This is a genomic window from Delftia sp. 11MD (assembly GCF_050907895.1).
Lineage (GTDB): Bacteria > Pseudomonadota > Gammaproteobacteria > Burkholderiales > Burkholderiaceae_C > Comamonas > Comamonas tsuruhatensis.
Genome location: NZ_CP194333.1, coordinates 5,669,175 through 5,695,859, shown reverse-complemented (window position 1 = coordinate 5,695,859; position 26,685 = coordinate 5,669,175). Strand labels below are relative to the sequence as shown.

The window sequence follows — 26,685 nt, the reverse complement described above, 5'->3', positions numbered from 1 at the left end:
TCTCGCTACGCGGGAGGGGGACGGCGCCCTCGCTGCGGGGCGGCCCTTGCTAGGCGCCCCGGGTTTGGGCCACGCCAGTTGCAAGGGTTATGAGCCGTATGGACGTTGTTGAATAGAGGAATCTCAAGGAGACAAGATGGCAAGCAAGGAAAAATCGGGCGACATCGACTTCCCGCTGGAGGGTGTGCGCGTGCTCGACCTCTCGCGCGTGTTCGCGGGGCCGCTGTGCGGCATGGTGCTGGCCGACTTCGGCGCCGAAGTGGTCAAGGTCGAGCACCCGGGCCGCGGCGACGACACGCGCGACTGGGGCCTGCGCATCGGCAAGACCGAGACCACCTACTACAACAGCATGAACCGCAACAAGCGGTCCATCACGCTGGACCTGCAGACCCCCGAGGGCGTGAAGATCGTCCACGACCTGCTGCCCCAGTTCGACGTGGTCATCCACAACTTCAAGACCGGCGGCGCCGAGAAGCTGGGCCTGGGCTACGAACAGCTCAAGGCCATCAAGCCCGGCATCATCTACTGCGCCGTGGCCGGCTATGACAGCAGCGGCCCCGAGGCCAAGCGCCCCGGCTACGACCTGGTCATCCAGGGCGAGGCCGGCCTCATGGCGCTCAACGGCGAGGCCGGCACGCCGCCGCTCAAGTTCGGCGTGGCCGTGGTCGATCTCATGACCGGCATGTACGCGGCCCAGGCCATCCTGGCCGCGCTGTTCCGCCGCGAGCGCACGGGCAAGGGCCGCCTCATCGAGATGGCGCTGTACGACAGCGGCATCATGATCACCGGCTACTACGGCCTGGACGCCATGCAGCTGGGCCATGACCCCGAGCGCTACGGCAATGCCCACCCCTCCATCGTTCCCTACGGCATGTACGAGGCGGCCGACGGCCCGCTGATCATCGCCGTGGGCAACAACGCCCAGTTCGACAAGTTCTGCCGCCAGGTGGTGATGCGCCCCGACATCGTCGAGGACGAGCGTTTCTCCACCAACGTCAACCGCGCCAAGAACCGCCTGGAGCTGGGCCCCATGCTCAAGGAACTGATCCGCTCCTTCCCGCGCGATCTGCTGCTGGAGCGCCTGACGGCCGCCGGCATCCCCTGCGGCCGCGTGGCCGGCCTGCACGAGGCCCTGACCAGCGAGCGCACGCGCCGTGGCGGCCTGCTGCGTGACATGCCCCACCCCGTGGTCGGCACCACGCCCGTGTTCGCGCCGCCCTACCGCCTGGACGGCCAGCGCCTGCCCATACGCCATGCACCGCCCACGCTGGGCGAGGGCACGCGCGAGGTGCTGCACCGGCTGCTGAGCATGAGCGACGAGCAGCTGCAGCAGCTGCAGTCCAAGGGCGTGCTGACCCTGCCCGAGACCCCCGCGCAACAGGGATAAGAGGACCGATCACGCGACTGATTCCACGGGGGCCATTGATGCCCGGCTCCCGACCCGCCAGGTTTGCATGCCGCACCAAGACGGCACCCATAGACAGCAACACCCAGGAGACAAAGCCATGAGCAACCAAGTCACACGCCGCGACATTCTTCAAGGGCTGGCCGCCATCGGCGGCACCAGCCTGCTGGCCACGGGCGCCACCAGCGCCCTCGCACAGGCCGGCAAGCCGGCAGCGTGGCCCACCAAGCCCATCCGCGTGGTCGTGCCCTTCAACGCGGGCGGCGCCACCGACATCATTGCGCGCACCATCGGCGAGGCCCTGGCCAGGCGCGTGGGCCAGCCCGTGGTCATCGACAACCGCGCGGGCGCGGCCGGCATCCTGGGCACGGACGCCGTGGTCAAGGCGCCCGCCGACGGCCACACCCTGCTGGTCTCGCTCAGCACCTCCATGCTGATCAACCAGTTCCTCTACACCAAGCTGCCCTACAACCCGCAAAAGGACATCGCCCTGGTCACCCAGATCGCGGCGGCGCCCGTCACCCTGGTGGTCCATCCCTCGGTGCCGGCCAACAACATGAAGGAACTGCTGGCCTACGTGAAGGCCAACAAGGGCAAGCTCTCGTACGGCTCCTGGGGCGTGGGCTCGTATGCCCACCTGGCCGGTGCCTACATGAGCAAGACCATGGACGCCGACATGACCCACGCCGCCTACAAGGGCGAGGCGCCCATGATCCAGGAGCTGATCGGCGGCCAGCTGCAGATGTGCTTTTCCAGCGCGCTCAACACCAAGCCCTTCATCGACTCGGGCAAGCTCAAGGCCATCGGCGTCACCGGCAAGGAGCGCATGGAAATCCTGCCCAAGCTGCCCACCATCCATGAACAGGGCGTCACCGACGACGCCTACGCCATCTACGGCTGGGTGGCCATGGGCGCGCCGGCCGGCGTGCCCAAGGAGATCGTGGACCAGCTCTACGGCCACCTGCGCGAAATCGCCAAGGACCCCAAGGTGCTGGAGCGCACCGTGGGCGCAGGCTTCATGCCGCTGATGAACAGCCCGCAGGCCTTCCGCGAGAACTACCAGCGCGACATGCCCATCTGGAAGGCGCTGGTGGAGGAAGCTGGCGCAAAGCTTGATTGATTTTTCCGGCCCGCGGCAGCGGGCCGCCACCGACGACTGCTGAGACAGCTTTGAGAGGAGACTTCATGTACACGCGCAATCCCGCATCCCCGGCACGCCCCACGCGGCGCAGCGTTCTGGCCCTGGCCGCAGCCCCGCTGCTGGCCGGCCTGGCCGGCGGCGCCCTGGCCGAGACCGGCTGGCCCAGCAAGATGCTGCGGCTGGTCGTTCCCTTCCCGGCGGGCGGCCCCACCGACACGGCATCGCGCATCGTGGGCCAGAAGCTGGGCGAGCGCCTCAAGCAGACCGTGGTGGTGGAAAACCGCCCTGGCGCCTCCGGCTCCATCGCGGCCGTGCAGGTCGCCAAGAGCCCGGCCGACGGCTACACGCTGATGATGCTGGCCACGCCCACGCTGCTGGCGCCGCACCTGTACAAGAAGGCCGGCTACGACACCGTCAAGGACTTCACGCCCGTGGCCACGGTCTATGACCTGCCCATCGTCATCGTGGTCAACCCCACGCTGCTGCCCGACGTCACCGACCTCAAGAGCCTGATCGCCCACGCCAAGGCGCAGAAGGTCGCGCTCAACTACACCAGCTCGGGCGCCGGCAGCTTCGGCCACCTGAGCATGGAGCTGCTCAAGCAGATGGCCGGCTTCGACATGCAGCACGTGCCCTACAAGGGCGGCGTGCCCGCCATCACCGACACCATCGGCGGCCAGGTGCCCATCATGTATGCCGACCTCGTGGCCGCGCTGCCCCACATCCAGGCCGGCAAGCTGCGCGCCATCGCCGTGGGATCGCCCCAGCGCGTGGCCATGCTGCCCGACACCAAGACCATTGCCGAGCAGGGCATCAAGGGCTACGACGCCGTCTCCTGGGGCGGCCTGCTGGCGCCCAAGGGTAGCCCCAAGGCCGTGGTCGACCGCATCGCCAGCGAAGTGCAGCAGATCCTGGCCGACAAGGACATCCAGGAAAAGCTGCTCAACGCAGGCGCCATCGCCGCCTACCAGAACCCCGCCCAGCTGGGCCAGCGCATCCAGCAGGACTACACGCGCTGGGGCCAGCTGATCCGCGACAAGGGCATTGCAGTGGAGTGACAACGACATGAAGACACGCATCACCGAACTCTTTGGCATCGAGCATCCCATCATCCAGGGGGGCATGCACCATGTGGGCCTGGCCGAGCTGGCCGCCGCCGTCTCCAACGCGGGCGGCCTGGGGCTGATCACGGGCCTGACCCAGCGCACGCCCGAGCTGCTGGCGCGCGAGATCGCGCGCTGCCGCGAGATGACGGACAAGCCCTTCGGCGTCAACCTGACCTTCCTGCCCTCGGTCAACCCGCCCGACTACCCGGGCTACGTCAAGGCCATCATCGAAGGCGGCGTCAAGGTCGTGGAGACGGCGGGCAACAACCCGCAGAAATGGCTGCCCGCGCTCAAGGAAGCCGGCATCAAGGTCATCCACAAGTGCACCTCGGTGCGCCATGCGCTCAAGGCCGAGGCCATCGGCTGCGACGCCATCAGCGTGGACGGCTTCGAATGCGGCGGCCATCCGGGCGAGGACGACATCCCCAATTTCATCCTGCTGCCGCGCGCGGCCGAAGAACTGAAGATTCCCTTCGTCGCCTCGGGCGGCATGGCCGACGGCCGCTCGCTGGTGGCTGCGCTGGCGCTGGGCGCCGAGGGCATCAACATGGGCACGCGCTTCATCGCCACCCAGGAAGCGCCCGTGCACGACAACGTCAAGCAGGCCATCGTCGCGGCCAGCGAGCTGGACACGCGCCTGGTCATGCGCCCGCTGCGCAACACCGAGCGCGTGCTGACCAACCCGGCCACCGAGCGCCTGCTGCAAAAGGAGCGCGAGCTGGGCGCGGCCATCACCTTCGCCGACATCGCGCCCGAGGTGGCCGGCGTCTATCCGCGCATCATGCATGACGGCGACATGGACGCAGGCGTCTGGTCCTGTGGCATGGTGGCCGGCCTGATCAACGACGTGCCCACGGTCCAGCAGCTGATCTCCGGCATCATGGACCAGGCCCATGCACTGATCAACGAGCGGTTGGCCGGCCTGGCCCGCTGACCGCCCATCTTCACAGGACTTGCGCAAACAGGATGCGACAACGTGCTGCGCCCCATGGCAAGCCGCTTGCCTTGTTCCTTCTTGCGTAGGTCGTACTTCAAAAACCAGGAAAGAGCTTTCTCATGAAAATCCTTGTACCCGTCAAACGTGTCGTGGACTACAACGTGAAGGTCCGCGTGAAGTCGGACGGCACGGGCGTGGACATCGCCAACGTCAAGATGAGCATGAACCCCTTTGACGAAATCGCCGTCGAAGAAGCCGTTCGCCTCAAGGAAAAGGGCGTGGCCACCGAAGTCATCGCCGTCTCCTGCGGCGTGGCCCAGTGCCAGGAAACCCTGCGCACGGCCATGGCCATCGGTGCCGACCGCGGCATCCTGGTGGAGACCACCGAGGAGCTGCAGCCCCTGGCCGTCGCCAAGCTGCTCAAGGCCCTGGTGGACAAGGAGCAGCCCGGCCTGATCATCCTGGGCAAGCAGGCCATCGACGACGATGCCAACCAGACCGGCCAGATGCTGGCGGCCCTGGCCGACCTGCCGCAAGCCACCTTCGCCTCCAAGGTCGAAGTCGCTGGCGACAAGGTGAATGTCACGCGTGAAGTGGACGGCGGCCTGGAAACCCTGGCCCTGAGCCTGCCGGCCGTCATCACCACCGACCTGCGCCTGAACGAGCCGCGCTACGTCACGCTGCCCAACATCATGAAGGCCAAGAAAAAGCAGCTGGACACGGTCAAGCCTGAAGAGCTGGGCGTCGATGTCGCCCCGCGCCTGAAGACGCTCAAGGTGGCCGAGCCCGCCAAGCGCGGCGCTGGCGTGAAGGTGCCCGATGTGGCGACCCTGGTCAGCAAGCTCAAGAACGAAGCCAAGGTCATCTAAAGGAATTCGCAGACATGACATCCCTCGTTATTGCAGAACACGACAACGCTTCCATCAAGAGCGCCACGCTCAACACCGTCACTGCGGCCCTGGCCTGCGGCGGCGACGTGCATGTGCTGGTGGCGGGCGAGAATGCTGGCGCCGCCGCGCAGGCCGCGGCCCAGATCGCCGGCGTTGCCAAGGTCATCCACGCCGACGGCGCCAGCCTGAAGGACGGCCTGGCCGAGAACATCGCGGCGCAAGTGCTGGCGATTGCTTCGAACTACAGCCACATCCTGTTCCCCGCCACCGCCAGCGGCAAGAACGCCGCGCCGCGCGTGGCCGCCAAGCTGGACGTGGCCCAGATCAGCGACATCACCAAGGTGGACAGCGCCGACACCTTCGAGCGCCCCATCTACGCAGGCAACGCCATTGCCACGGTGCAAAGCGGCGACAAGATCAAGGTCATCACCGTGCGCGGCACGGGCTTTGACGCAGCGGCCACCACGGGCGGCAGCGCCCAGGTGGAGCAGCTGGCGGCCGCTGGCGACAGCGGCAAGAGCAGCTTCGTGGGCCGTGAAGTGACCAAGAGCGACCGCCCCGAGCTGACGGCCGCCAAGATCATCGTCTCCGGCGGCCGCGCGCTGGGCAGCAGCGAGAAGTTCAACGAGGTCATGACCCCGCTGGCCGACAAGCTGGGCGCCGCCATCGGCGCCAGCCGCGCAGCGGTGGACGCAGGCTATGCGCCCAATGACCTGCAGGTCGGCCAGACCGGCAAGATCGTGGCGCCCCAGCTGTACATTGCGGCCGGTATTTCCGGCGCCATCCAGCACTTGGCCGGCATGAAGGACTCCAAGGTGATCGTGGCGATCAACAAGGACCCCGAGGCACCGATCTTCTCGGTGGCCGACTACGGCCTGGAGGCCGACCTGTTCCAGGCCGTGCCCGAGCTGGTGCAGTCGCTGTAAGAACGCAAGGCACCGCACCGGGAGGCGGTGCCAACGGGCCCGGGTGAAGCATCCGGGCCCTGGCCAGAGCGGCACACAAAGCATGTGCCCCGGCCCCATCTGGTTCAGAGATGCAGGAGACAGATATGCAGATTTCCATTGGCCGCCGCAGCCTTGCGCTTGCGGCTGTTGTCTTTGTGGCCACCACGGGCGCCAGCGCGCCGGCATGGGCCCAGGCCAGCGACTTTCCCACGCGCCCGATCACGCTGATCGTGCCCTTCCCCGCAGGCGGCTCCACCGACCGCCACATGCGCACCCTGGCCGACATCGCGGGCAAGCAGCTGGGTCAGGCCATCATCGTGGAGAACAAGCCCGGCGCGGGCGGCACGCTGGGCCCGGGCAACATGTCCCGCACGGCCAAGCCCGATGGCTACACCATCACCCAGTTCCCCATGTCCATGCTGCGCATGGCGCACATGCAGAAGACGGCCTGGAACCCGGTCACGGACTTCACCTACATCATCGGCGTCTCGGGCTACACCTTCGGCTTCACGGTGCGCTCGGACTCGCCCTACAAGAGCTTCAACGAATACATTGCCGCCGCGCGCAAGAGCCCCGGCAAGATCGAGTACGGCTCCACCGGCATAGGCTCCTCGCCCCACCTGCTGATGGAGGAGCTGGCCGAGAACGCCAAGGTCACGCTCAACCACGTGCCCTTCAAGGGCAACGCCGACCTGCAGCAGGCCCTGCTGGGCGGCCACGTGGCCGCGCAAAGCGATGCCTCGGGCTGGGACACCTATGTGGATGGCGGCCAGATGCGCCTGCTCATGACCTTCGGCGAAAAGCGCACCCAGCGCTGGCCCGACGTGCCCACGGCCAAGGAGCTGGGCTATGGCGTGGTCTCCACCTCGCCCTACGGACTGGCCGGCCCCAAGGGCATGGACCCGGCCGTGGTGCGCAAGCTGCACGACGCCTTCAAGAAAGCCATGGATGACCCGCGCCACATCGAGGTGCTCAAGCAGCTGAACCAGGACGCCTGGTACCGCTCCGGCGCCGACTATGCGCAGTGGGTGCGCGAGGCGTATGCCAAGGACAAGGTCCTGATCGACCGCCTGGGCCTGGCCGCCAAGTAGGCCTGTCCTCCAACGCGCCCGCAGGGCCAGGGGGCTGGCGGGCGCAGTCCGCTTGAGATTCGTGAATTCCTGGAACGGAGCCCCTCATGACTGTTACCCTGCCTTCGCCCGATGCGCCCTTCACCACGCTGGCCGAGCTGATCCGCAGCCACGCGCGCCAGCAGCCTGCCCATGCCGCGCTGCGCGACGACCAGCAGACGCTGAGCTACGCGCAGCTCGACGCCCTCATGGACCGCGTGGCCGCCGCGCTGCAGCGCGACGGCGTGCAGCCTGGCCAGGCGATTGCCATCTGCGCGTTGAACTCGGTGCGCTATGCCGCGCTGTTCCTGGGCGCCCTGCGCGCGGGCGTGGTGGTTGCGCCGCTGGCGCCGTCCTCCACGGCCGACAGCCTGGCCTCCATGCTGCGCGATGCCCAGGCGCGCCACCTGTTCCTCGACAAGGCGGCCCAGGACCTGGTGCCTGCCGACGGCGCCCTGCAATGCATCTCGCTGGACGGCGCCGCGCCCGGCCGGGCCTTTGACGACTGGCTGGCGCCCGAAGGCGCGCAGCCCGCGCCCGTGAGCGTGGAGCCGGCCGCGCCGTTCAACATCATCTATTCCTCGGGCACCACGGGCACCCCCAAGGGCATCGTGCAGTCGCACGGCATGCGCTGGGCCCACATCAACCGGGGCAGCGTCTACGGCTATGGCCCCGAGGGCACGACGCTGCTGGCCACGCCGCTGTACTCCAACACCACGCTGGTGGTGTTCTTCCCCACGCTGGGCAGCGGCGGCTGCGTGGTACTGATGCCCAAGTTCGACGCGGCCCGCTACCTGCAGCTGGCCCAGCAGCACCGCGTCACCCACACCATGCTGGTGCCCGTGCAGTACCAGCGCATCATGGCGCTGCCGCAGTTCGGCGAGCATGACCTGTCCAGCTTCCGCGCCAAGTTCTGCACCAGCGCGCCGTTCCGGGCCGAGCTCAAGGCCGACGTGGTGGCGCGCTGGCCCGGCAGCCTGACCGAGTTCTACGGCATGACCGAAGGCGGCGGCACCTGCATCCTCGAAGCCCATCTGCACCCGGACAAGCTGCACACCGTGGGCAGGCCCGCCGAGGGCCATGACATCCGCCTCATCGACGAGGACGGCCGCGAGGTCGCCCCCGGCGAGGATGGCGAGGTCGTGGGCCACTCTGCCAGCATGATGACCGGCTACCACGGCCAGCCCGCCAAGACGCGCGAAGCCGAATGGTTCGACCCCACGGGCAAGCGCTTCATCCGCACGGGCGACGTGGGCCGCTTCGATGCCGATGGATTCCTCACCCTGTTCGACCGCCGCAAGGACATGATCATCAGCGGCGGCTTCAACATCTACCCCAGCGACCTGGAAACCCAGCTGCGCGCCCACCCGGCCGTGGACGACGTGGCCGTGGTCGGCGTGCCTTCCGAGCAATGGGGCGAGACGCCCGTGGCCTACGTGGTGTCGCGCGCGGGGCAGCCGGCCCTGCCCGAGGACATCATGGGCTGGTACAACCAGCGGGCCGGCAAGACCCAGCGCCTGGCGGACCTGCGCTTCATTGCCGAGCTGCCGCGCAGCGCCATCGGCAAGGTGCTCAAGCGCGAGCTGCGCGACCAGTACGCGACGGGGCGCTGAACCGGCGGATGCTTTCTCCAAACGATGTCCACCACGATGTCCACCAAGAGGTACACCCCATGAGCAACGACACCACGATGTCCGAGGTCCGCCGCCAGGTGACGGCCGAGGAATGGCAGACCCGCATCGAGCTGGCCGCCGCCTACCGGCTGGTCGCCCACTTCGGCTGGGACGACCTGATCTTCACCCACATCTCGGCGCGCGTGCCGGGCCAGCCCGACCAGTTCCTGATCAACCCCTACGGCATGCTGTTCGACGAGATCACCGCGTCCAGCCTGGTCAAGGTCGATCACGAAGGCCGGCCGCTGATGGAGACCGAGTACGACGTCAACCCGGCCGGCTTCGTCATCCACAGCGCCATCCACGACGGCCGCCCCGAGGTGCAGTGCGTGCTGCACACGCACACGCGCTATGGCGTGGCCGTCTCGGCGCAGAAGGAGGGGCTGCTGCCCATCTCCCAGCAGTCCATCTTCCCGCTGGCGCGCCTGGCCTACCACGACTACGAAGGCGTGGCCCTGCGCGACGACGAGAAGCCTCGCCTGGTCGATGACCTGGGCGCCAGCAACTTCCTCATCCTGCGCAACCACGGCCTGCTGACCTGCGGCCGCAACGTGGCCGAGGCCGTGCTGGCCATGTACACGCTGGAGTCGGCCTGCCGCATCCAGATCCTGGCGCAGTCGGGCGGCGGCGAGCTCACGCGCATCCCGCAGGACATCATTGCCGACGCGGTCAACCAGTCGCGCCAGGTCACCAAGGGCAAGGGCGCAGGCCTGGCCTGGCCCGGCCTGCTGCGCCGCCTGGACCGCATAGACCCTTCTTACAAGGACTGAAGGAAACCATGGGAATTCTGGTCAATATCCACCCGAGCATGGGCGCGCCCATCGTCGACTCGCTGCGCGCGCTGGCGCCCGGCGTGCAGGTCTGGGGCCACCGCGAGGAGGCGCCGGCCGACGCGGTCGAGGCCATGCTCGCCTGGAGCCTCAAGCCGGGCGTGCTGCCGGCCTATCCGGGCCTGAAGCTGCTGTGCGCGCCCAGCGCGGGCGTGGACAAGCTGCTGGCCGTGCCCGACCTGCCGGCCGGCCTGCCCGTGGCGCGCACGGTCGATCCGCAGCAGCATGTGGAGATCGCACAGTACGTGGTCGGCACCGCGCTGCGCCACACGCGCGAGCTGGACCTGTTCGCGCGCCAGCAGCAGGCCGGCGACTGGCTGCGCCGCCCCGTGCGCGCCAGCGCAGACTGCCGCGTGGGCATCCTGGGCCTGGGCGAGGTCGGCCGCTTCGTGGCCGGCGCCATGCAGGCCATCGGCTACCCCGTCGCCGGCTGGAGCCGCAGCGCCAAGAGCATTGCAGGCCTGGCCACGCACAGCGGTGCCGAAGGTCTGAAGCAACTGCTGTCCACCAGCGACATCCTGGTCTGCGCCTTGCCGCTCACGCCCGAGACTCGCGACCTGCTGGACCGCCGAACCCTGTCCCTGCTGCCGCGCGGTGCCTACTTCATCAACGTGGGGCGCGGCGAGCAGGTGGTGGAAGACGACCTGCTGGCCCTGCTCGACGAAGGCCACCTGGCCGGCGCCGCGCTGGACGTGCTGCGCGACGAACCGCCCCAGCCCGGCAACAAGGTCTGGGGCCATCCCAAGGCCTTTGTCACGCCGCACATCGCGGCCCAGGCCTCGGCCGACACCGTGGCGCGCCAGTGCCTGGAGAACCTGCGCCGCCTGCGCGCGGGCGAGCCGCTGCTCAACCTTGTGGATGTGGCGCGGGGGTATTGAGCCTTGTTTTCCATCCGACGCTGCGCTGTTGCGTGGCGTTTTTTCATCGCCGGGCCGCCCCAAGATGAAAAGCGGCCCCCTTGGGGGGCAGCGGACCTTGCGCAGCAAGGGTAGCGTGGGGGCCATTTTTCAACTTAGAAGAATCCAGAGACACCATGCCTTCGACTTCCCGCCGCGGCTTTTTGCAATCTACCGCTGCCGCCGCTGCAGCAGCCACCACCGTGCTGGCCCCCTCGGCCTGGGCCCAGAGCCCCTGGCCCTCCAAGCCCATCCGCATCATCGTTCCGTACACGGCAGGCGGCTTCACCGACCAGATGGCGCGCCTGCTGCAGGTCGGCCTGCAAAAGGCCCTGGGCCAGCCCGTCATCGTGGAGAACAAGCCCGGCGCCAACAGCATCATCGGCGTGGACCAGATCGCCAAGGCCGCGCCGGACGGGCACACCTTCGGCGTGGTCATCGCGGCCTATGCGGCCAACACCACGCTCTATCCCAAGCTGCCCTACAACCCGAAGAAGGACCTGGTCGGCGTCTCGCTGATGGGCGTCTCGCCCCTGGTCGCTGCCGTGGCCATGAACGCGCCCTTCAAGACCACGCCCGAGCTGATCGCCTATGCCAAGGCCAATCCCGGCAAGGTGGGCTTCGGCTCCTCGGGCAGCGGCTCCAGCGCCCACCTGACCACCGAGCTGATGAAGCTGCTCACCAGGACGGACATGGTCCACGTGCCCTACAAGGGCGCCGCGCCCGCGCTGGCCGACCTCATGGGCGGCCAGATCCCGCTGTTCCTGGACCCGCCGCCCAACCTCATCCAGCCCGCCAAGGCCGGCCGCATCCGCCTCATCGGCGTGGCCAGCGACAAGCGCCTGGCCGCGCTGCCCGACGTGCCCACCTTCGTGGAGCAGGGCTACGACGGCCTGCTGGGCAGCACCTGGGCGGCCATGATCGCGCCGGCCGGCGTGCCGCGCGAGATCGTGCAGCGCATGTCCGCCGAGGTGTCGCGCATCATCCGCAGTGCCGAGGTGTCGCAGCGGCTGGAGCAGGTGATGGGGACGTTTGCGGAGGGGTCCACGCCTGAGGAGTGCGATCGGTTCATTGCTGCCGAGACGGAGAAGTGGGGGAGGGTGATTCGGGAGGCGAAGGTGACGGTGGACTGAGTCTTTCTTGTTCTCGGGTCTGTTTTTTGACCCGGCAGGGGCAAAAACAATCAGGCAGCCCCCACCCTCCACCGCCTCCTCGGCGCCCTCAACGCATGCCTTTCCCGATAGGCAGCAGGCGCCATCCCCACATACCGCAAGAACACCCGCCGAAACGCCGAGGCATCCCCATACCCGCAGGCCAGCGCCACGGACGGTACGCTCTCCAGCGTGATCTCCAGCAGCACCCGGGCCCGTGCGCAGCGCAGGCGGTGCAGGTGGTCCAGCGGGCTGTGGCCCAGCTCCTGCTGGAAGTGGCGCAGCAGGGTGCGCGGGCTGGTGGATGCCGCGTGCGCGAGGGCCTGCAGGTCATAGGGCTGCTCCACGCGCGCCTCCAGCCAGGCGATGGCATGGGCCAGCACGCTGTTGCGCGTGGCGGGAATGCGGCGGTCCTGCAGGGCGGCCCGGGTGGCGCGTTCGCGCTGGGCATCGGGCTGCAGCACGGCGGCCAGCGCTGCGGCCAGGTCGTCGCCGAAGGCATGGCGTGTGAGCGCGACGGCCATGGGCGCCAGGGCCTCGGGGTGGGAGGCGCTGAGCCAGGGCCTGTCGTCCACGAAGGGCTGGCCCTCGGCCAGTTCGATGCCCGGGAAGTCCAGGCCGAAGCCGCCCATGAAATACCAGGGCAGGGCCACAAGCCGGCCCTGGCAGCGGCCGCCCGCTGCCGCAAACCAGGCGGCGCTGCCCAGCGTGCAGACGGCCAGGCCCTGGTCGAAGGCCGTGGTGATGCGGCGCACGAGGGCCGGATGCGCGGCGACGATGTCGCGTATGGAGGGAATGTCAGGGCAGTGCAGCGCGCTCACGAAGACGGCCTGCGCGGGCCCTTCGGCTGCCGCGCCTTCGTCCGCGTGCGGCATGGTGGGCAGGGGCCGGCCCTGGCCGTCGACCCAGCGCCAGCCAAAGCGCGGCGTTCGCCGGCCCAGGCGCAGGCTGGCGACCAGGTTGGCGCTGCGCAGCATCTCCACCAGGTGCGCGGCGTGGCCGATGGCGCTGTGCTCCAGGCAGGGCAGCTCGATGACAAAGGTCCGGGGCATGGCGATTCTGGCTCCTCGAATGGCGATTTTGACGTGCCCGTCATACGTGCTTCACTTTTAGCATGGCTGCTTGTGCCACTTTCCAGGACCACGAAGATGCTCCACACCAGCGCCGAGACAAAGCCTTCCTCCTTCCCGCGCACAGGCCTGCGCTCCATCGCCCTGGCCGGGCTGCTGACCTGCGGCCTGCCACTGGCGGCCAGCGCCCAGGGGCTCGATGCACAGGGCCTGGCGGCCCTGGATGCCGCCATCCAGCCGCTGGCGCCCAAGATGGTGGAGTGGCGCCGCGACATCCACCAGCACCCCGAACTGTCGGGCCAGGAAGAACGCACGGCCAAGGTGGTGGCCGATCATCTGCGCCGCCTCGGCATGGAGGTGCAGACCGGCGTGGGCGGCACGGGCGTGGTGGGCGTGCTGCGCGGCGGCCGGCCGGGCAAGACCGTGGCGCTGCGTGCCGACATGGACGCGCTGCCCGTGGCCGAGAAGACCGGCCTGCCCTTTGCCTCCAAGGCCAAGGCCCAGTACATGGGCAAGGAGGTTTCGGTCATGCATGCCTGCGGGCACGATGCCCACGTGGCCATGCTCATGGGCGCGGCCGAGGCGCTGGCCGGCATGCGCGCCAAGCTGCCCGGCACGGTGAAGTTCATCTTCCAGCCCGCCGAGGAAGGAGCTCCCGTGGAGGCCGATGCCCACGGCCATGTGCCCAGCTTCGGCGCCAAGGCCATGGTGGAGGCCGGTGTGCTCAAGGACGTGCAGGCCATCTACGGCCTGCACATCACGTCCAACCTGCCGTCGGGCATGGTGGGCTATCGCAGCGGGCCGCTGATGGCGGGTTCGGACAGCCTCAGCATCCAGGTCGAGGGCCGGGGCGGCCATGGCTCGTCGCCGTGGAATGCGGTCGATCCCATCGTCGCTGCCAGCCAGGTGGTGCTGGGCCTGCAGACCGTGGTCAGCCGCCAGCTCAACATCAGCCTGGAGCCGGCCGTGCTGACGATCGGCTCCATCCAGGGCGGCACGCGCTACAACATCATCCCGGACAACGTGGAGATGCAGGGCACGCTGCGCACCTTCGACGAGGACATGCGCCAGGAGGCACACAAGCGCATCACCGCCACGGCCGAGCAGATCGCGGCATCCAGCGGCGCCAAGGCCAAGGTGCGTTTCGGTCCCGTGGCCTATCCGGTGACCACCAACCCCGCCGCACTGACCGAGGCCTCTCTGCCCGCGCTCAAGCTGGCCATGGGCGGCAAGGCCATGGTGATTCCCAAGGTCAGCGGCTCCGAGGATTTCTCGGAGTTCCAGAAGGTGGTTCCGGGCTTCTTCTACTTCCTGGGCGCACCGCCGGCCGGCCAGGATTTCGCGAAGGCGCCGTCCAACCACTCGCCGCTGTTCGATATCGACGAGAAGCAACTGCCCACGGGTGCGCGCTCACTGGCCGCGCTGGCCGTGGACTATCTGCAGCGCAACCCATAGTTATTCGACTCGCCCTGAGCGGCGGAAGCCGCTTCCCGTTGCACGGTGCCCCTGGCTTGAGATCGAGTCCGTGCGAACCGCGTCGGCTCTATTTGGCGCTGGCGATTGCCGATGGGCCTTTCCACCACCGGGCGATGGCAAGGCGGAACGGCAGCAGCAGCGCCACGCCCAGCACCAGCTTCACGCCCAGGTCGCCCAGGGCCCAGGTCACCCAGGGCTCGGCGGCACCTGCGAAGGCGATGCTCCAGAACAGGAAGGTGTCCAGGCAGGCGGCCAGCAGCGTGGCCACCAGGGGGGCACGCCACCAGCGGCCCGCACGCAGGCGGTGGAACACGCCGATGTCCAGCCACTGCGAGGCAATGAAGGCTGCGCCCGAGGCCAGCGCGATGCGCGGCGGCGCCAGCACCAGCGAGGCGGCCACGGCCACGGCAAAGCCCACCCAGGCCACGCGCCGGGCCTGCTGCGGGCCGAAGCTGCGGTTGACCAGCTCGCTCACCAGGAAGGCGAACGGATAGGTGATGGCGCCCCAGGTCAGCCAGTCGTTGATGGCGTACTGCACCAGGATGTTGGACGACAGCACCACCACGCCCATGGCCGCAATGGCGGCCAGCAGCTGGGTGCGCGAGGGGGCGGCGAAACGCGGCGGACGCGGTGTCATGCTGCGCCACCGGAGCCGCGTGCCCCCGACGAGGGCAGGGGCAGCCCGAGGATGGCGCAGGCCACGGCCTCGCCCACCTTCACGCCATCCACGCCGGCCGACAGGATGCCGCCCGCGTAGCTGGCGCCTTCGCCGGCCGGGTACAGGCCGCGCGTGTTCAGGCTGTGGAAGTCCGCGCCGCGCTCGATCTTCACGGGCGAGGAGGTGCGCGTTTCCACGCCGGTGAGCACGGCATCGTGCATGTCGTAGCCGCGGATCTTCTTGCCGAAGGCGGGCAGCGCCTCGCGCATGGCCTCAATGGCATAGGCGGGCAGCACGTGGTGCAGGTTGGTCAGCGTGATGCCGGGCTTGTAGGAGGGCTCGACCTCGCCCAGCGCGGCCGATTCCTTGCCCGCGATGAAGTCGCCCACCAGCTGGCCCGGCGCGTTGTAGTTGCGCCCGCCCAGCAGGTAGGCCTTGGTCTCCAGCTGGCGCTGCAGCACGATGCCCGACAGCGGGTGCAGCTCGCCGTCCTTGAGGTTTTCCACGCCATGGGTCTTGCCGTCGAAGGCCCAGGCAAAGCTTTTGGCATCGCGCGGGTAGTCGGAGGGGTCGATGGCGCAGACCATGCCGGCGTTGGCATTGCGCTCGGCGCGCGAGTACTGGCTCATGCCGTTGGTGACCACGCGCTCGGGCTCGCTGGTGGCCGCCACCACGGTGCCGCCCGGGCACATGCAAAAGCTGTAGACCGCGCGCCCGTTGCTGGCGTGGTGCACCAGCTTGTAGTCGGCCGCACCCAGCAGCGGGTGGCCGGCATGCCTGCCCCAGCGCGCGCGGTCGATCACGCTTTGCGGATGCTCGATGCGAAAGCCCACCGAGAACGGCTTGGCCTCCATGTGCACGCCGCGCTCGTAGAACATGGCGAAGGTGTCGCGCGAGCTGTGGCCCAAAGCCATCACGGCATGGTCGGTCTCCAGCCACTGGCGCTCGCCGCTGTCCTGGTCCAGCACTTCCAGGGCGGTGAGACGGCGATCCTTGCCCTCGCCTTCGATGCGCATGTCACACACGCGCTGGCCGAAGCGGATCTCGCCGCCCAGGCGGATGATCTCCTCGCGGATGCCCTCGACCACCTTCACCAGCTTGAAGGTGCCGATGTGCGGATGCGCGGCATAGAGGATCTCGGGCGGCGCGCCGTGGGTGACGAATTCCTGCATCACCTTGCGGCCCAGGTGGCGCGGGTCCTTGATCTGGCTGTAGAGCTTGCCGTCGGAGAAGGTGCCTGCGCCGCCTTCGCCGAACTGCACATTGGATTCGGGCACCAGCTCGCGCTTGCGCCACAGGCCCCAGGTGTCCTGGGTGCGCTCGCGCACCGAGCGGCCGCGCTCGATCACGATGGGCCTGAAGCCCATCTGCGCCAGCACCAGGGCCGCAAAAATGCCGCAGGGCCCGAAGCCCACCACCACGGGCCGGCGCTGCAGGTCGGCAGGCGCCTGGCCCACGGCATGCCAGCGCATGTCGGGCGTGGGGTTCACATGGGCATGGCTGGAGAACTGTTCCAGCAGCGCGGCTTCCTGGCTCTCGTCGGCCAGCGTCAGGTCGACGATGTAGACGGCCAGCAGCTCGGACTTGCGCGCATCGAAGCTGCGCTTGTGCACATGCACGGAGGCAATGGCCTCCTCGGCAATGCCCAGCTGGCGCGCGGCCAGGGCACGCAGCGGCTCCAGGGGCAGGTATTCGGTGTGGCTGTCGGGGTGGTATTGCACCGCCGACAGGGGCAGTTTCAGTTCAGAGACGCGGATCATGGCTTGTACCTATCAAGCAGAGGGCCGGCGATGGTAAGCCAAAGTGGGCGACCGCACAGGCTGCGGGCCGCACAGCCTTGGGGTGTGCTCGGGTTCGGATTTTCCGCCAGATATTTCCGGTGCTGGTGCCGTCCCGATCCGGGCACGGACCTTGCATGCAGGGCCGGCCATCCGCGAACGGGGCCCTTCAGTCCCGCTCTGATGGGGTGGCTGCATCTGCGCGAAGTGGTGGTGGAACGGATGTAAGCTCACGGCAAGCCTGCGGGCGGGTGCTGCCCCAGGTGAACAAGATCAACGCATTCCACGCACCACAAGGAGACATTTCATGAAGCAACCCCCTTCCAGGCAACGCCTGCCCGCATGGCAGTGGATCGGCCTTGCGGCCGCCACGCCGCTGTTCCTCGCATCGTGCGGCGGCGGTGGTGGCAATGGCGGATCGGGCCAGGACGACCTGGCGGCCTGCGCCATCACCTCGGGCGATGGCAGCGTGGTCGTGGGCTCGGGCCTGCCCGGTGATCCTGCCGCACCCGAGCCCTCGTCGGGCTACCGCCTCGGCAAGAAGGCCCTGCACACCTCCAAGTACATGGTGGTCACGGCCAACCCGCTGGCGTCCAAGGCCGGTTGCGAGGTGCTCAAGTCCGGCGGCTCGGCCGTGGATGCGGCCGTGGCCGTGCAGATGGTGCTGGGCCTGGTGGAGCCGCAGTCCAGCGGCATCGGCGGTGGCGCCTTCATGCTCTACCGCGATGCGGCCACGGGCAAGGTCGTGGCCTATGACGGCCGCGAGACCGCGCCGGCTGCCGCCACGGAAAACTACCTGCGCTACGTGGACGATGCCACCGACCAGACCGCGCCCAAGCCTTCGGCGCGCTCCAGCGGCCGCTCCATCGGCACGCCGGGCGTGGTGCGCATGCTGGAACTCGCGCACAAGGACTACGGCAAGACCGCGTGGCCCCAACTGTTCAATTCGGGCATCGACCTGGCCAGCAAGGGCTTTCCCATCAGCGGCCGCATGGCCGCCGCGCTGGAGGGCTCCAAGACGGAGCTGGCGCGCGATGCCGATGCCGCCAAGCTCTACTTCGATGCCCAGGGCAAGCCGCTGGCGCTGGGCGCCAAGTTCGTCAACCAGCCCTATGCCGACACGCTGCGCAGCATCGCCACGGGCGGTGCCGATGCCTTCTACCGTGGCGACCTGGCCCAGGCCATCGTCAGCAAGGTGGGCGTGACGCAGACCGTCTCGGACGGTGCGCCCATCACCCCCGGCAAGACCACGCTGCAGGACTTGGCCAGCTACGAGGCCAAGCGCCGCGAGGCCGTCTGCACCACCTACCGCGCGCGCTACATGGTCTGCAGCATGCCGCCGCCGTCGTCCGGCGGCATCGCCGTGGCACAGGCCATGGGCATTCTGGAGAATTTCGACCTCAAGGCCTATGCGCCCACGGCCATCGATGGCGAGGGCGGCAAGCCCTCGGTGATGGGCGTGCACCTGGTCAGCGAAGCCCTGCGCCTGGCCTATGCCGACCGTGACAAGTACGTGGCCGACACCGACTTCGTGTCCCTGCCCGGCGGCTCGCCGGCCCTGATGCTGGACAAGAGCTACCTGCGCCAGCGCGCCGCCCTCATCTCCACGACCAAGAGCATGGGCACGGCCCAGGCAGGCAACTTCGGCACGCCTTCGCAGGGCGTGGTCGACGTCAAGGAGGCCGGCACCACGCACATGAGCATCGTCGATGCCAAGGGCAACGCACTGAGCATGACGACCACGGTGGAGTCCAGCATGGGGTCCTTTCACGTCACGCGCGGCTTCGTGCTCAACAACCAGCTGACCGACTTCGCGGCCATCCCCAGCACCGCCGACGGCCCGGTCGCCAACCGCGTGCAGCCGGGCAAGCGCCCGCGCAGCTCCATGGCGCCCACGCTGGTGTTCGACCTGAAGACCGACGGCACCGCCGGCGACTTCAAGATGGCCACGGGCTCGCCGGGCGGCAGCACCATCATCCAGTACGTGACCAAGACCCTGGTCGGCGCGCTGGACTGGGGTCTGGATGCGCAGCAGGCCACGTCGATGGTGGACTTCGGCGCGGCCAACAGCCCGACCACCAACGTGGGCGGCGAGCACCCCAACATCAACACGGCCAATGGCGGCAACGACGATCCGCTGGTCAGCGGCCTGCGTGCCCTGGGCCATGTGGTGTCCATCAGTGCGCAGTCCAGCGGTATTGGCACCATCTTGCGGGTGCAGCGCAATGGGCAGGCGCAGCTGGAAGGTGGGGCTGATCCGCGCCGTGAAGGGCTTGTTCTGGGCGATACCGTTCGCTGATTTCGGTCTGATGATTGACTGAGGAAGGCGCTGCTGGCGGGATGCTGGTGGCGCCTTTTTTGCTGGTTTGCTGGTGGGTCTTTTTTTGACCCTGCCGGGTGGTTGTTTTTCGAGGCCGGGGTTCGGCCCGGCGGCCGACCCGCTTTCTTGTCGCGCGACAAGAAAGCGGGGCAAAGAAGCGCGCCCGGTACGACTCACACTCATAGGTGACACATCAGTACAAGGACATGGGTAACAGATCCAAGCTTGGCAGCTGGAGCCAACAGCAGCCAAGGAGCGATCACCATGCCCTGGAAGGAGTGCGCACCCATGGACGAGAAACTGCTCTTCATAGCCGACCATCTGCGCAGTGGCGTGCCGCTGAGCGAGCTGTGCAGGCGCTACGGCATCAGCCGCAAGACGGCCTACAAGTGGGTTGAGCGATACCGCCAACTGGGCATGGATGGATTGCAAGAGCGCAGTCGCAGGCCCCACGGGAACAATCAGGCGATCAGCTATGCACAGCGCCGGGCCATCATTGAGCTGCGCACGCAGCAAAGGTCACAGATGGGGCCCAAGAAGCTGCACGCTTTGCTCCTGCAGCGTTGGGGCCCACAGGAGACACCCAGCAAAACCACCATCTACAACGTGCTGAAGGCAGAGGGGCTTGTTTGCAGCAGGCGTGTACGCAGACGCTCGGTGCCTACGGCCCAGCCCTTGCGAACGAGCAAGCAGCCCAATGGGGTGTGGAGTGCAGACTACAAAGGCCAGTTCAAGACAGCCGATGGTCACTGGTGCTATCCATTGACCATCATGGACCACGCCAGCCGCTATTTGCTGGCCGTGCATGTCTACGACAGCCCCAACTACGAGGATGCCAAACGCAGCTTTGAACAGGTGTTTCGGCAATACGGACTGCCCGAGCGCATACGCAGTGACAACGGTCCGCCGTTCGCGACTACTGGCGTGGCGGGCCTGTCACGCCTGGCGATATGGTGGATAAGGCTGGGCATCAGGCCGGAGCGCATCGAGAGGGGCAAGCCACAGCAAAACGGTCGCCACGAGCGGATGCATCGCACGCTCAAGCATGCCCTGGGCAAAGAGCCTGCGGCGGACAAAGCGGCATTGCAGATGCAGCTCGATGCCTTTGTGGAGCACTACAACCAGCAGCGCCCGCATGAGGCCTTGCAGCAAAGCATGCCGGCCCAGCACTACAGCGACTCGGTCAGGCCATACCCCTCAAAGCTACCGGAGCTGGAGTATCCGAAGCATTGGGAAAGGGTTCGGGTCAGCCACAACGGCTTGATTTACTGGCGAGCGCTGCGGATCTACATAGGCTACCTGCTGGCGGGGCAGTGGATCGGGATGCAGGAGGTGGCCGCTGGGCAGTGGGATGTGTATCTGGGGCCGGTGCGACTGGGCTGCTTCAACGAAGAGGATGTGCGAGGACCCCAGAAGGACTATGTGAGCTTGAAGTGTTACCCATGTCTGTGAGCTGAGTTGTTACCCATGTCCTTGACACGTACAGCCCCAAACTGCCCACGACCCTTCGCTTCGCTGCGGGCGACCTGCGTTGGGCGGGATGCGGGGTGTGCCGCAGAACTCACTCCTTGCGCCTGCGGCGCAATCCGTTCAAACAACTGCGGCAAGCTAGACAACGAAGCAGCCCTGTCCTTCGGCAGGGCTGCCACCCCGCATCCCGCCCAACGCAGGCGTGGGCAGAAGGGGGAGGCTGGGGAACAGCCAACAGCCAACAGCCAACAGCCAACAGCCAACAGCCAACAGCCGGCGCCATCGCTCCGCTCGGCTTCAAACCGGGGCCGAGCGAAGCGAAGGCCCGCACCACCTCCCGTATGTCAGCGCCTGCGGCGTGGTGGTTGCGGGGTTGCAGTCCTGCCGAAGGACAGGACTGCTTCGTGACCTGACTCGCTGCGGTTGTCTGAGCGGCGCGCGAAGCGCAAAGCGAGTTCCGCAGCGAACCCCGCAACCGCCACGACGCAGGTTGCCCCGGAGCGAAGCGCAGGGGTCGCGGGCATTTGGGCGCGTTTCTTTGCCTACTTTCTTATCGCGCGATAAGAAAGTAGGTCGGCCGCCGGGCCGAAACCCGGCCTCGAAAAACAACCACCCGGCAGGGACAAAAACAGCTATCAATGGCAGCAGCTTTGAAGACAGATCCCGCCCCATGACTGTCGCCTCAAAGACATGCCCCACCCCCCACAATGCGCAAAAAAACACCCCACCACCCCCCGCAAACCAAGCAACCACGCCACCCCCTGCTATAGAGCCATCAGTCCCGCACCCACGCTGCGCGTTTTCCCCACAAGCCCCAACGCTACGGGCTTGCCCGAATCCATGGTTGGCATGCATCCATCTAAATTGAACAGCAGCAAGTTCGATGGTCGTGGGCCTCTGAGGAAGATGGAAATGCAAAGACGAGTGTTTGGCGCATGGATGTGCGCATCGGTCCTGATGACGGGCGCAGCATGGGCGCAGGACAGCTATCCCAGCCGCCCCATCAGCCTGGTCGTGCCCTACGGCGCGGGCGGCGTGACCGATGTGGTGGCGCGTGCGCTGGCACAGGGCATGGGCAAGCAGCTGGGGCAGACCGTGGTGATCGAGAACAAGCCCGGCGCGGGCGCGTCCATGGGCGTGATGGACATGCGATCGGCCAAGCCGGACGGCTACCGCCTGACGCTGGCGCCCGTGAGCATCTTCCGCCAGCCGCACATCCAGAAGGTGCAGTACGACCCGGTGCGCGATCTCAGCTACATCGCCACCTACATGACCTATGACTTCGTGCTGGCCGTGCCCCAGGACTCGCCGTTCAAGACGGTGCAGGACCTGGTCGAGTTCGCCAAGAAGAATCCGGGCGCCGTGGACTACGGCACGCCGGGCAAGTTCACGGCCAACCACGTGGTGATGGCGCTGCTGGAGCAGGCCACGGGCGCACGCTTCACGCATGCGCCCTTCAAGGGCGATGCCGAGGCGCTGAACTCGCTGATGGCCGGCCACATCAAGTCCGGCGTGTACGCCAACACGGTGCTGCCGTACCTGAGCTCGGGCAAGCTGCGCGCCCTGGCCTCGGCCTCCGAGGTGAGGCCCGAGGCCTTTGCCAACGTGCCCACGTTCCGCGAGGCCGGTTATTCCTTCGATGTGCCCTCGCCCTTGGGCATTGCCGGGCCGCGCGGCCTGCCGCCCGAGATCGTGCGCAAGCTCGAAGCCGCCATCAAGGCCGCCATGGACGACCCGGCCTTCCGCCAGGTCGTCGGCAACTACGGCGTGCGCACGCAGTTCCGCGGCAGCCAGGAGTACACGGCGTTCGCCAGGAAGGCGTTCGAGGACGAGAAGAAGATCGTGCAGAACATAGGCCTGGAGGATTGAGGCCGCTACGCGGGCGGCAGCCCGGCCATGGCACGCAGGTCCACCAGCCGGTCGTACTCGGCCGCCGTGATCAGCCCCAGCTCCACGGCTGCCTCGCGCGGCGCAATGCCGCGCGCCATGGCCTCGCGCGTGATGCGTGCCACGGCGTCATAGCCCAGTACCGGGTTGAGCGCGGTGGCCTGCAGCAGCGAGTGGCTGACCTGCTGCTCCAGCCGCTCCGTATGTGCCTGCAGGCCGGCCACCAGTTTCTCGGCAAACACGCGGCTGGCGTCGCCCAGCGCGCGCATGGCGCGCAGCAGGTGGTGGATCAGCACGGGCTTGGCCACGTTGAGCTCGAAGTGCCCGGCCGAGCCCGCCAGCGTGACGGTGAGGTGGTGGCCCATGGCCTGGTAGGCGGCCTGGACCACGACCTCGGCCACGGTCGGGTTGCGCTTGCCCGGCATGATGGAGGAGCTCAGCCCATCGTCGGGAAACACCAGCTCCCCCAGGCCGCAGCGCGGGCCTGAACCCAGCAGGCGGATGTCGTTGGCCATCTTGGCCAGCGAACCGGCCACCACATTGAGTGCGCCCGAGACCTCGATGAGCGCATCGTGCGCGGCCATGCCTTCGAACTTGCAGGGATTGGGCGTGACCGCCAGGCCCGTGAGCGCCTGTATCTCCTCGCAGAAGATCCGGTCGAATCCGGCCGGCGCGTTGAGCCCCGTGCCGGCCGCCGTGCCGCCCTGGGCCAGGCTCCACAGCCGGGGCTGGGTGTCCCGCAGCCGGTGGATGCCGTGGCCCACCTGGTGGGCGAATGTCTCGAAGCTCTGGCCCAGCGTCATGGGCACGGCGTCCATCAGGTGCGTGCGCGCCACCTTGAGCACGCCGGCAAAGGCCAGGGCGCGTTCCTGCAGGCGCTGCTGCAGCTGTTCCAGGGCGGGCAGCAGGTGGTCGCGCAGCTCCAGCGCCGTGGCCAGGTGCATCACCGTGGGAAAGCTGTCGTTGGACGACTGCGAGGCATTGGCATGGTCGTTGGGGTGGACCGGGCTGCGCGTGCCCGGGGGCTGGCCCAGCATCTGGTTGGCGCGGTTGGCGATGACCTCGTTGGCATTCATGTTGGTCTGCGTGCCCGAGCCCGTCTGCCAGATGGTCAGCGGGAAATGCGCGTCCAGCAGTCCGTCGCGCAGTTCGACGGCCGCGGCCTCGACGGCCGCGCCGCGCTGGTCGTCCAGCACGCCCAGGCGCCGGTTGGCGCGCGCTGCCGCCAGCTTCTGCAGCCCGAATGCGCGGTACAGGCCCTGCGGAAAGCGCTCCTCGCCAATGGTGAACAGCTCCAGCGCGCGCTGGGTCTGCGCGCCCCAGAGGCGGTCGGCAGGGATGTGGACGGGGCCGAAGGCATCGTGCTCGATGCGGGTATGAGCTTGGGTCTGTGCCTGGGCCTGGGTGCGTGTCTGGTCCATGGGCTCAGTCCAGCGAGATCTTCGCGTCGGCTGCCACCTTGCGCCAGCGCTCCACCTCGGCGGCCGTGTGGCGTGCCAGGGCTTCGGGCGCGTATTGATCTGCGGGCAGCAGGCGTATGCCCTGGGCGGCCATCCTGTCGGTCCAGGCCTTGTCGGCCAGGGCCTTGGTATAGGCCTGGTAGACCTTTTGCACCACGTCGCGCGGCGTGCCCTTGGGCGCGTAGATGCCGTACCAGGTGGCGGTCTCGAAGCCCGGCAGCAGCTTCTGGCCCAGCGCGGCGGCGCCCGGGAACTGGGGCATGGGCTTGTCCGAGGTGAGGGCGATGGCGCGGATGCGCTCGCCGGCCAGCTGGGGCAGGGCGGTGTTGGTCTGGTCGAACATGGCATCGACCTGGCCCGAGATCACATCGGTCATGGCCGGTGCCGCGCCCTTGTAGGCCACCTGGGTGATCTCCATCTGCGCGCGGCTGGCGAACAGCGCCGCCACCAGGTGCGAGGTCGATCCCACGCCCGCGTTGCCGAAGTTCAGCCGGCCCGGGTTCTGCTTGCCGAAGGCCACCAGCTCCTCGGCCGTCTTGTACGGGGAGTTCTTGCGCACCAGAAGCACCAGCGGCGTGTCGGGGAAGCGGAACACCGCCTCGAAGTCCTTGACCGGGTCATAGGCCAGCTTCTTGTACAGCGACGGCGCCGCGCCCATGTAGCCCATGTGGCCGACCAGGAAGCTGTAGCCGTCGGGCGCCGAGCGCGCCGCCTTGGCCGCGCCGATGGTGCCGCCCGCACCCGGAACGTTCTCGATGATGATCTGCTGGCCCAGCTGGGTGCTGGTGCGCTGGGCGATGTCGCGCGCCATGGCGTCCGTGGGGCCGCCGGCCGCGAAGGGCACGATCCAGGTCAGCGGCTTGGCGGGGTAGCCGCCCTGGGCGTGCGCGGCCAGGGCGAAGGTGGTGGCGGCCAGGGCAAGGGCCAGGCGTGGCAGGCGGGGAAGATGGAAAGGCATGGTGTTGTCTCCTGTAGTGCTGTGTTCTGTCCTGGGTCGGGATGTCAGCGGCCGCTGGCTGTATGGGCGCGCGACAGCGCAAGGGCGCGGTCCACCATCTGCGGGGCCTCGCCCAGGTAGTTGCGCGGGTCGGTGAGGCGCTGCAGCGCCGCGCGGTCGAAATGGGCCGTGACTTCGGGCAGGCGGGCCAGCGCATCGGCCAGCGTGCCGCCCTCGGCGTTGACGCTGCGGCAGGCGGCATAGACGATGTCGTGCGCCTGCTGGCGGCCCGTGTGCGGGGCCAGGCCCATCATCACGGCCTCGGCCACGATCAGACCGTCGGTCATGTCCAGGTTGCGGGCCATGCGTTCGGGATCGACGATGAGGCCGCCCAGCATGAAGCGCGCCTGGTGCAGGGCGCCGGCCGAGAGCACGAAGCTCTCGGGCAGGGCCACCCATTCGGCGTGCCAGGGGCCGGTGGCGCGCTCCAGGTCCTGGACCATGGCGTCCAGCATCAGGCCCGCATGCTGGCGCACGGCCTTGGAGGCGGCCAGCATCAGCTCGCTGGAGATGGCGTTGCGCTTTTGCGGCATGGTGCTGCTGGCGCCGCGCCCCGTGACGAAGGGCTCGAACACCTCGCCGAACTCGGTGGAGGACAGCAGCATCACGTCGTAGGCGATCTTGCCCAGCGAGCCGGTGACCAGGGCCAGGAAATTCACGGCCTCGGCCAGGCCGTCGCGCGCCACATGCCAGGTGGTGGCGGGCACGCCCAGGCCCAGTTCTTCCATCAGCAATTGCTGCACTTCCAGGCCCCGGCCGCTCAGCGAGGCCAGCGTGCCTGCCGCCCCCGCGAACTGGCCCACCAGCACGCGCGGGCGCAGTTCCTGCAGGCGCTGGGCATGGCGGTCGAACATGGCCAGCCAGATGGCGGCCTTGTAGCCGAAGGTGATGGGCAGGGCGTGCTGCAGGTGCGTGCGGCCGGCCATGGGCGTGTCGCGGTGGCGTTCTGCCAGGTCGGCCAGGATGGTGCGCAGCGCGGCGATGTCGGCATCGACCAGGTCCAGCGCATCGCGCACCTGCAGCACGGTGGCGGTGTCCATGATGTCCTGGGTGGTGGCGCCCCAGTGGATGTAGCGGCCTGCGTCGCCGCACTGTTTCACCAGCTGGTGCACCAGCGGCAGGATGGGGTAGCCGACAATGTCGGTTTCCTTGCGCAGCAGCTCGAAGTCCAGCGCTTCGAGGCTGCAGCGCTGCGCGATCTCGTGTGCGGCCTCGGCCGGAATCACGCCGCAGCGGCCCTGGGCGCGTGCCAGCGCGACCTCGACCTCGATGTAGCGCGAAACCAGCGCGCTGTCGGCGAAGATGGCGCGCATGGCGGGGGTGCCGAAGGCGTCGCGGAACAGCAGCGAATCGATGGCGGTGCTGGCGGTGAAGGACGGAAGGGTCATGGTGCGTAATTGCAATTAAGTTCGGACATATCGATATTTTTATTTATGTACGTACATTACGAACATCCGGGTTTGCCTGGGGGGAAGGCCTGCGCC

The 26,685-nt window shown here is 68.0% G+C and carries 21 protein-coding genes; 15 read left to right on the top strand and 6 right to left on the bottom strand.

The window, feature by feature from the left end:
* The first annotated feature begins 136 nt into the window (after positions 1-136).
* The 11 genes from ACRSCF_RS26100 to ACRSCF_RS26050 all read left to right on the top strand — a co-directional run bounded on the left by ACRSCF_RS26100 (position 137) and on the right by ACRSCF_RS26050 (position 12,067).
* Positions 137-1,387: a CaiB/BaiF CoA transferase family protein gene (locus tag ACRSCF_RS26100; RefSeq protein ID WP_016450302.1), complete on the top strand. Its 1,251-nt coding sequence runs from the start codon at positions 137-139 to the stop codon at positions 1,385-1,387.
* 118 nt (positions 1,388-1,505) lie between these two features.
* Positions 1,506-2,525: a Bug family tripartite tricarboxylate transporter substrate binding protein gene (locus tag ACRSCF_RS26095; protein ID WP_016450303.1), complete on the top strand. Its 1,020-nt coding sequence runs from the start codon at positions 1,506-1,508 to the stop codon at positions 2,523-2,525.
* 65 nt (positions 2,526-2,590) lie between these two features.
* Positions 2,591-3,604, top strand: a complete 1,014-nt coding sequence (locus ACRSCF_RS26090; protein WP_016450304.1) for a Bug family tripartite tricarboxylate transporter substrate binding protein — start codon at positions 2,591-2,593, stop codon at positions 3,602-3,604.
* A 7-nt stretch (positions 3,605-3,611) separates the two neighbouring features.
* The gene (locus ACRSCF_RS26085) at positions 3,612-4,586 is read left to right on the top strand and encodes an NAD(P)H-dependent flavin oxidoreductase (RefSeq protein ID WP_012203331.1); all 975 of its coding nucleotides are present in this window, start codon (positions 3,612-3,614) and stop codon (positions 4,584-4,586) included.
* A gap of 122 nt (positions 4,587-4,708) precedes the next feature.
* Positions 4,709-5,458, top strand: coding sequence for an electron transfer flavoprotein subunit beta/FixA family protein (locus ACRSCF_RS26080; RefSeq protein ID WP_012203332.1), 750 nt, complete (start codon positions 4,709-4,711; stop codon positions 5,456-5,458).
* A gap of 14 nt (positions 5,459-5,472) precedes the next feature.
* Positions 5,473-6,405 carry an electron transfer flavoprotein subunit alpha/FixB family protein gene (locus ACRSCF_RS26075; RefSeq protein ID WP_244387468.1) on the top strand — a complete coding sequence of 311 codons (933 nt, stop codon included), beginning with the start codon at positions 5,473-5,475 and terminating at the stop codon, positions 6,403-6,405.
* A gap of 125 nt (positions 6,406-6,530) precedes the next feature.
* Entirely contained in the window at positions 6,531-7,517 is a 987-nt protein-coding gene (locus tag ACRSCF_RS26070) for a tripartite tricarboxylate transporter substrate binding protein (RefSeq protein WP_016450812.1), read from the top strand.
* An 86-nt stretch (positions 7,518-7,603) separates the two neighbouring features.
* Complete coding sequence (locus ACRSCF_RS26065) at positions 7,604-9,148, top strand: class I adenylate-forming enzyme family protein (RefSeq protein ID WP_016450811.1); 1,545 nt, start codon at positions 7,604-7,606, stop codon at positions 9,146-9,148.
* A gap of 59 nt (positions 9,149-9,207) precedes the next feature.
* Positions 9,208-9,978: a class II aldolase/adducin family protein gene (locus ACRSCF_RS26060; RefSeq protein ID WP_012203336.1), complete on the top strand. Its 771-nt coding sequence runs from the start codon at positions 9,208-9,210 to the stop codon at positions 9,976-9,978.
* A gap of 8 nt (positions 9,979-9,986) precedes the next feature.
* The gene (locus ACRSCF_RS26055) at positions 9,987-10,916 is read left to right on the top strand and encodes a 2-hydroxyacid dehydrogenase (RefSeq protein WP_043791031.1); all 930 of its coding nucleotides are present in this window, start codon (positions 9,987-9,989) and stop codon (positions 10,914-10,916) included.
* A gap of 155 nt (positions 10,917-11,071) precedes the next feature.
* Positions 11,072-12,067, top strand: a complete 996-nt coding sequence (locus ACRSCF_RS26050) for a tripartite tricarboxylate transporter substrate binding protein (RefSeq protein ID WP_012203338.1) — start codon at positions 11,072-11,074, stop codon at positions 12,065-12,067.
* Between the two features lie 50 nt (positions 12,068-12,117).
* Here ACRSCF_RS26050 and ACRSCF_RS26045 read toward each other — a convergent pair whose 3' ends face one another.
* Positions 12,118-13,137, bottom strand: a complete 1,020-nt coding sequence (locus ACRSCF_RS26045) for a GlxA family transcriptional regulator (protein WP_017406210.1) — start codon at positions 13,135-13,137, stop codon at positions 12,118-12,120.
* A gap of 96 nt (positions 13,138-13,233) precedes the next feature.
* Here ACRSCF_RS26045 and ACRSCF_RS26040 point away from each other — a divergent pair, with 96 nt between their 5' ends.
* The gene (locus ACRSCF_RS26040) at positions 13,234-14,610 is read left to right on the top strand and encodes an amidohydrolase (RefSeq protein WP_074924319.1); all 1,377 of its coding nucleotides are present in this window, start codon (positions 13,234-13,236) and stop codon (positions 14,608-14,610) included.
* An 88-nt stretch (positions 14,611-14,698) separates the two neighbouring features.
* Here the strand turns inward: ACRSCF_RS26040 and ACRSCF_RS26035 are convergent, their stop codons facing one another.
* Together ACRSCF_RS26035 and ACRSCF_RS26030 are read right to left on the bottom strand one after the other, a co-directional pair.
* On the bottom strand, positions 14,699-15,268 hold the full coding sequence (locus ACRSCF_RS26035; RefSeq protein WP_016454772.1) for a VUT family protein: 570 nt from the start codon (positions 15,266-15,268) through the stop codon (positions 14,699-14,701).
* Entirely contained in the window at positions 15,265-17,049 is a 1,785-nt protein-coding gene (locus tag ACRSCF_RS26030) for an NAD(P)/FAD-dependent oxidoreductase (RefSeq protein WP_016454771.1), read from the bottom strand. The genes ACRSCF_RS26035 and ACRSCF_RS26030 overlap by 4 nt, the downstream gene beginning before the upstream one ends.
* Before the next feature lie 325 nt (positions 17,050-17,374).
* On the opposite strand from ACRSCF_RS26030, the gene ggt reads away from it, so the two are divergent.
* From ggt to ACRSCF_RS26015, 3 genes are all read left to right on the top strand, one after another.
* The gene (ggt, locus tag ACRSCF_RS26025) at positions 17,375-19,366 is read left to right on the top strand and encodes a gamma-glutamyltransferase (protein WP_016448064.1); all 1,992 of its coding nucleotides are present in this window, start codon (positions 17,375-17,377) and stop codon (positions 19,364-19,366) included.
* A gap of 285 nt (positions 19,367-19,651) precedes the next feature.
* The gene (locus ACRSCF_RS26020; protein ID WP_070080668.1) at positions 19,652-20,839 is read left to right on the top strand and encodes an IS481 family transposase; all 1,188 of its coding nucleotides are present in this window, start codon (positions 19,652-19,654) and stop codon (positions 20,837-20,839) included.
* A 930-nt stretch (positions 20,840-21,769) separates the two neighbouring features.
* Positions 21,770-22,726, top strand: coding sequence for a tripartite tricarboxylate transporter substrate binding protein (locus ACRSCF_RS26015; protein ID WP_034366248.1), 957 nt, complete (start codon positions 21,770-21,772; stop codon positions 22,724-22,726).
* Between the two features lie 5 nt (positions 22,727-22,731).
* Here ACRSCF_RS26015 and ACRSCF_RS26010 read toward each other — a convergent pair whose 3' ends face one another.
* The 3 genes from ACRSCF_RS26010 to pcaB are packed head-to-tail and all read right to left on the bottom strand — an operon-like array spanning position 22,732 to position 26,589.
* Positions 22,732-24,165: a class II fumarate hydratase gene (locus tag ACRSCF_RS26010; protein ID WP_034366251.1), complete on the bottom strand. Its 1,434-nt coding sequence runs from the start codon at positions 24,163-24,165 to the stop codon at positions 22,732-22,734.
* 4 nt (positions 24,166-24,169) lie between these two features.
* Positions 24,170-25,162, bottom strand: a complete 993-nt coding sequence (locus tag ACRSCF_RS26005) for a tripartite tricarboxylate transporter substrate-binding protein (protein ID WP_034366254.1) — start codon at positions 25,160-25,162, stop codon at positions 24,170-24,172.
* Positions 25,163-25,206: 44 nt separating this feature from the next.
* Positions 25,207-26,589: a 3-carboxy-cis,cis-muconate cycloisomerase gene (gene pcaB / locus ACRSCF_RS26000; protein ID WP_034366257.1), complete on the bottom strand. Its 1,383-nt coding sequence runs from the start codon at positions 26,587-26,589 to the stop codon at positions 25,207-25,209.
* Positions 26,590-26,685: the final 96 nt, after the last annotated feature.

What these genes read in the sequence shown, in the direction of transcription:
- ACRSCF_RS26015 (WP_034366248.1), top strand. Translation starts at nt 21,770, where the DNA reads ATGCAAAGACGAGTGTTTGGCGCATGGATGTGCGCATCGGTCCTGATG.
- ACRSCF_RS26080 (WP_012203332.1), top strand. Translation starts at nt 4,709, where the DNA reads ATGAAAATCCTTGTACCCGTCAAACGTGTCGTGGACTACAACGTGAAG.
- ACRSCF_RS26065 (WP_016450811.1), top strand. Translation starts at nt 7,604, where the DNA reads ATGACTGTTACCCTGCCTTCGCCCGATGCGCCCTTCACCACGCTGGCC.
- ACRSCF_RS26050 (WP_012203338.1), top strand. Translation starts at nt 11,072, where the DNA reads ATGCCTTCGACTTCCCGCCGCGGCTTTTTGCAATCTACCGCTGCCGCC.
- ACRSCF_RS26070 (WP_016450812.1), top strand. Translation starts at nt 6,531, where the DNA reads ATGCAGATTTCCATTGGCCGCCGCAGCCTTGCGCTTGCGGCTGTTGTC.
- ACRSCF_RS26045 (WP_017406210.1), bottom strand. Translation starts at nt 13,137, where the DNA reads ATGCCCCGGACCTTTGTCATCGAGCTGCCCTGCCTGGAGCACAGCGCC.
- ACRSCF_RS26060 (WP_012203336.1), top strand. Translation starts at nt 9,208, where the DNA reads ATGAGCAACGACACCACGATGTCCGAGGTCCGCCGCCAGGTGACGGCC.
- ACRSCF_RS26010 (WP_034366251.1), bottom strand. Translation starts at nt 24,165, where the DNA reads ATGGACCAGACACGCACCCAGGCCCAGGCACAGACCCAAGCTCATACC.
- pcaB (WP_034366257.1), bottom strand. Translation starts at nt 26,589, where the DNA reads ATGACCCTTCCGTCCTTCACCGCCAGCACCGCCATCGATTCGCTGCTG.
- ACRSCF_RS26095 (WP_016450303.1), top strand. Translation starts at nt 1,506, where the DNA reads ATGAGCAACCAAGTCACACGCCGCGACATTCTTCAAGGGCTGGCCGCC.
- ACRSCF_RS26030 (WP_016454771.1), bottom strand. Translation starts at nt 17,049, where the DNA reads ATGATCCGCGTCTCTGAACTGAAACTGCCCCTGTCGGCGGTGCAATAC.
- ACRSCF_RS26090 (WP_016450304.1), top strand. Translation starts at nt 2,591, where the DNA reads ATGTACACGCGCAATCCCGCATCCCCGGCACGCCCCACGCGGCGCAGC.
- ACRSCF_RS26035 (WP_016454772.1), bottom strand. Translation starts at nt 15,268, where the DNA reads ATGACACCGCGTCCGCCGCGTTTCGCCGCCCCCTCGCGCACCCAGCTG.
- ACRSCF_RS26075 (WP_244387468.1), top strand. Translation starts at nt 5,473, where the DNA reads ATGACATCCCTCGTTATTGCAGAACACGACAACGCTTCCATCAAGAGC.
- ACRSCF_RS26020 (WP_070080668.1), top strand. Translation starts at nt 19,652, where the DNA reads ATGCCCTGGAAGGAGTGCGCACCCATGGACGAGAAACTGCTCTTCATA.
- ACRSCF_RS26040 (WP_074924319.1), top strand. Translation starts at nt 13,234, where the DNA reads ATGCTCCACACCAGCGCCGAGACAAAGCCTTCCTCCTTCCCGCGCACA.
- ACRSCF_RS26005 (WP_034366254.1), bottom strand. Translation starts at nt 25,162, where the DNA reads ATGCCTTTCCATCTTCCCCGCCTGCCACGCCTGGCCCTTGCCCTGGCC.
- ACRSCF_RS26100 (WP_016450302.1), top strand. Translation starts at nt 137, where the DNA reads ATGGCAAGCAAGGAAAAATCGGGCGACATCGACTTCCCGCTGGAGGGT.
- ggt (WP_016448064.1), top strand. Translation starts at nt 17,375, where the DNA reads ATGAAGCAACCCCCTTCCAGGCAACGCCTGCCCGCATGGCAGTGGATC.
- ACRSCF_RS26055 (WP_043791031.1), top strand. Translation starts at nt 9,987, where the DNA reads ATGGGAATTCTGGTCAATATCCACCCGAGCATGGGCGCGCCCATCGTC.
- ACRSCF_RS26085 (WP_012203331.1), top strand. Translation starts at nt 3,612, where the DNA reads ATGAAGACACGCATCACCGAACTCTTTGGCATCGAGCATCCCATCATC.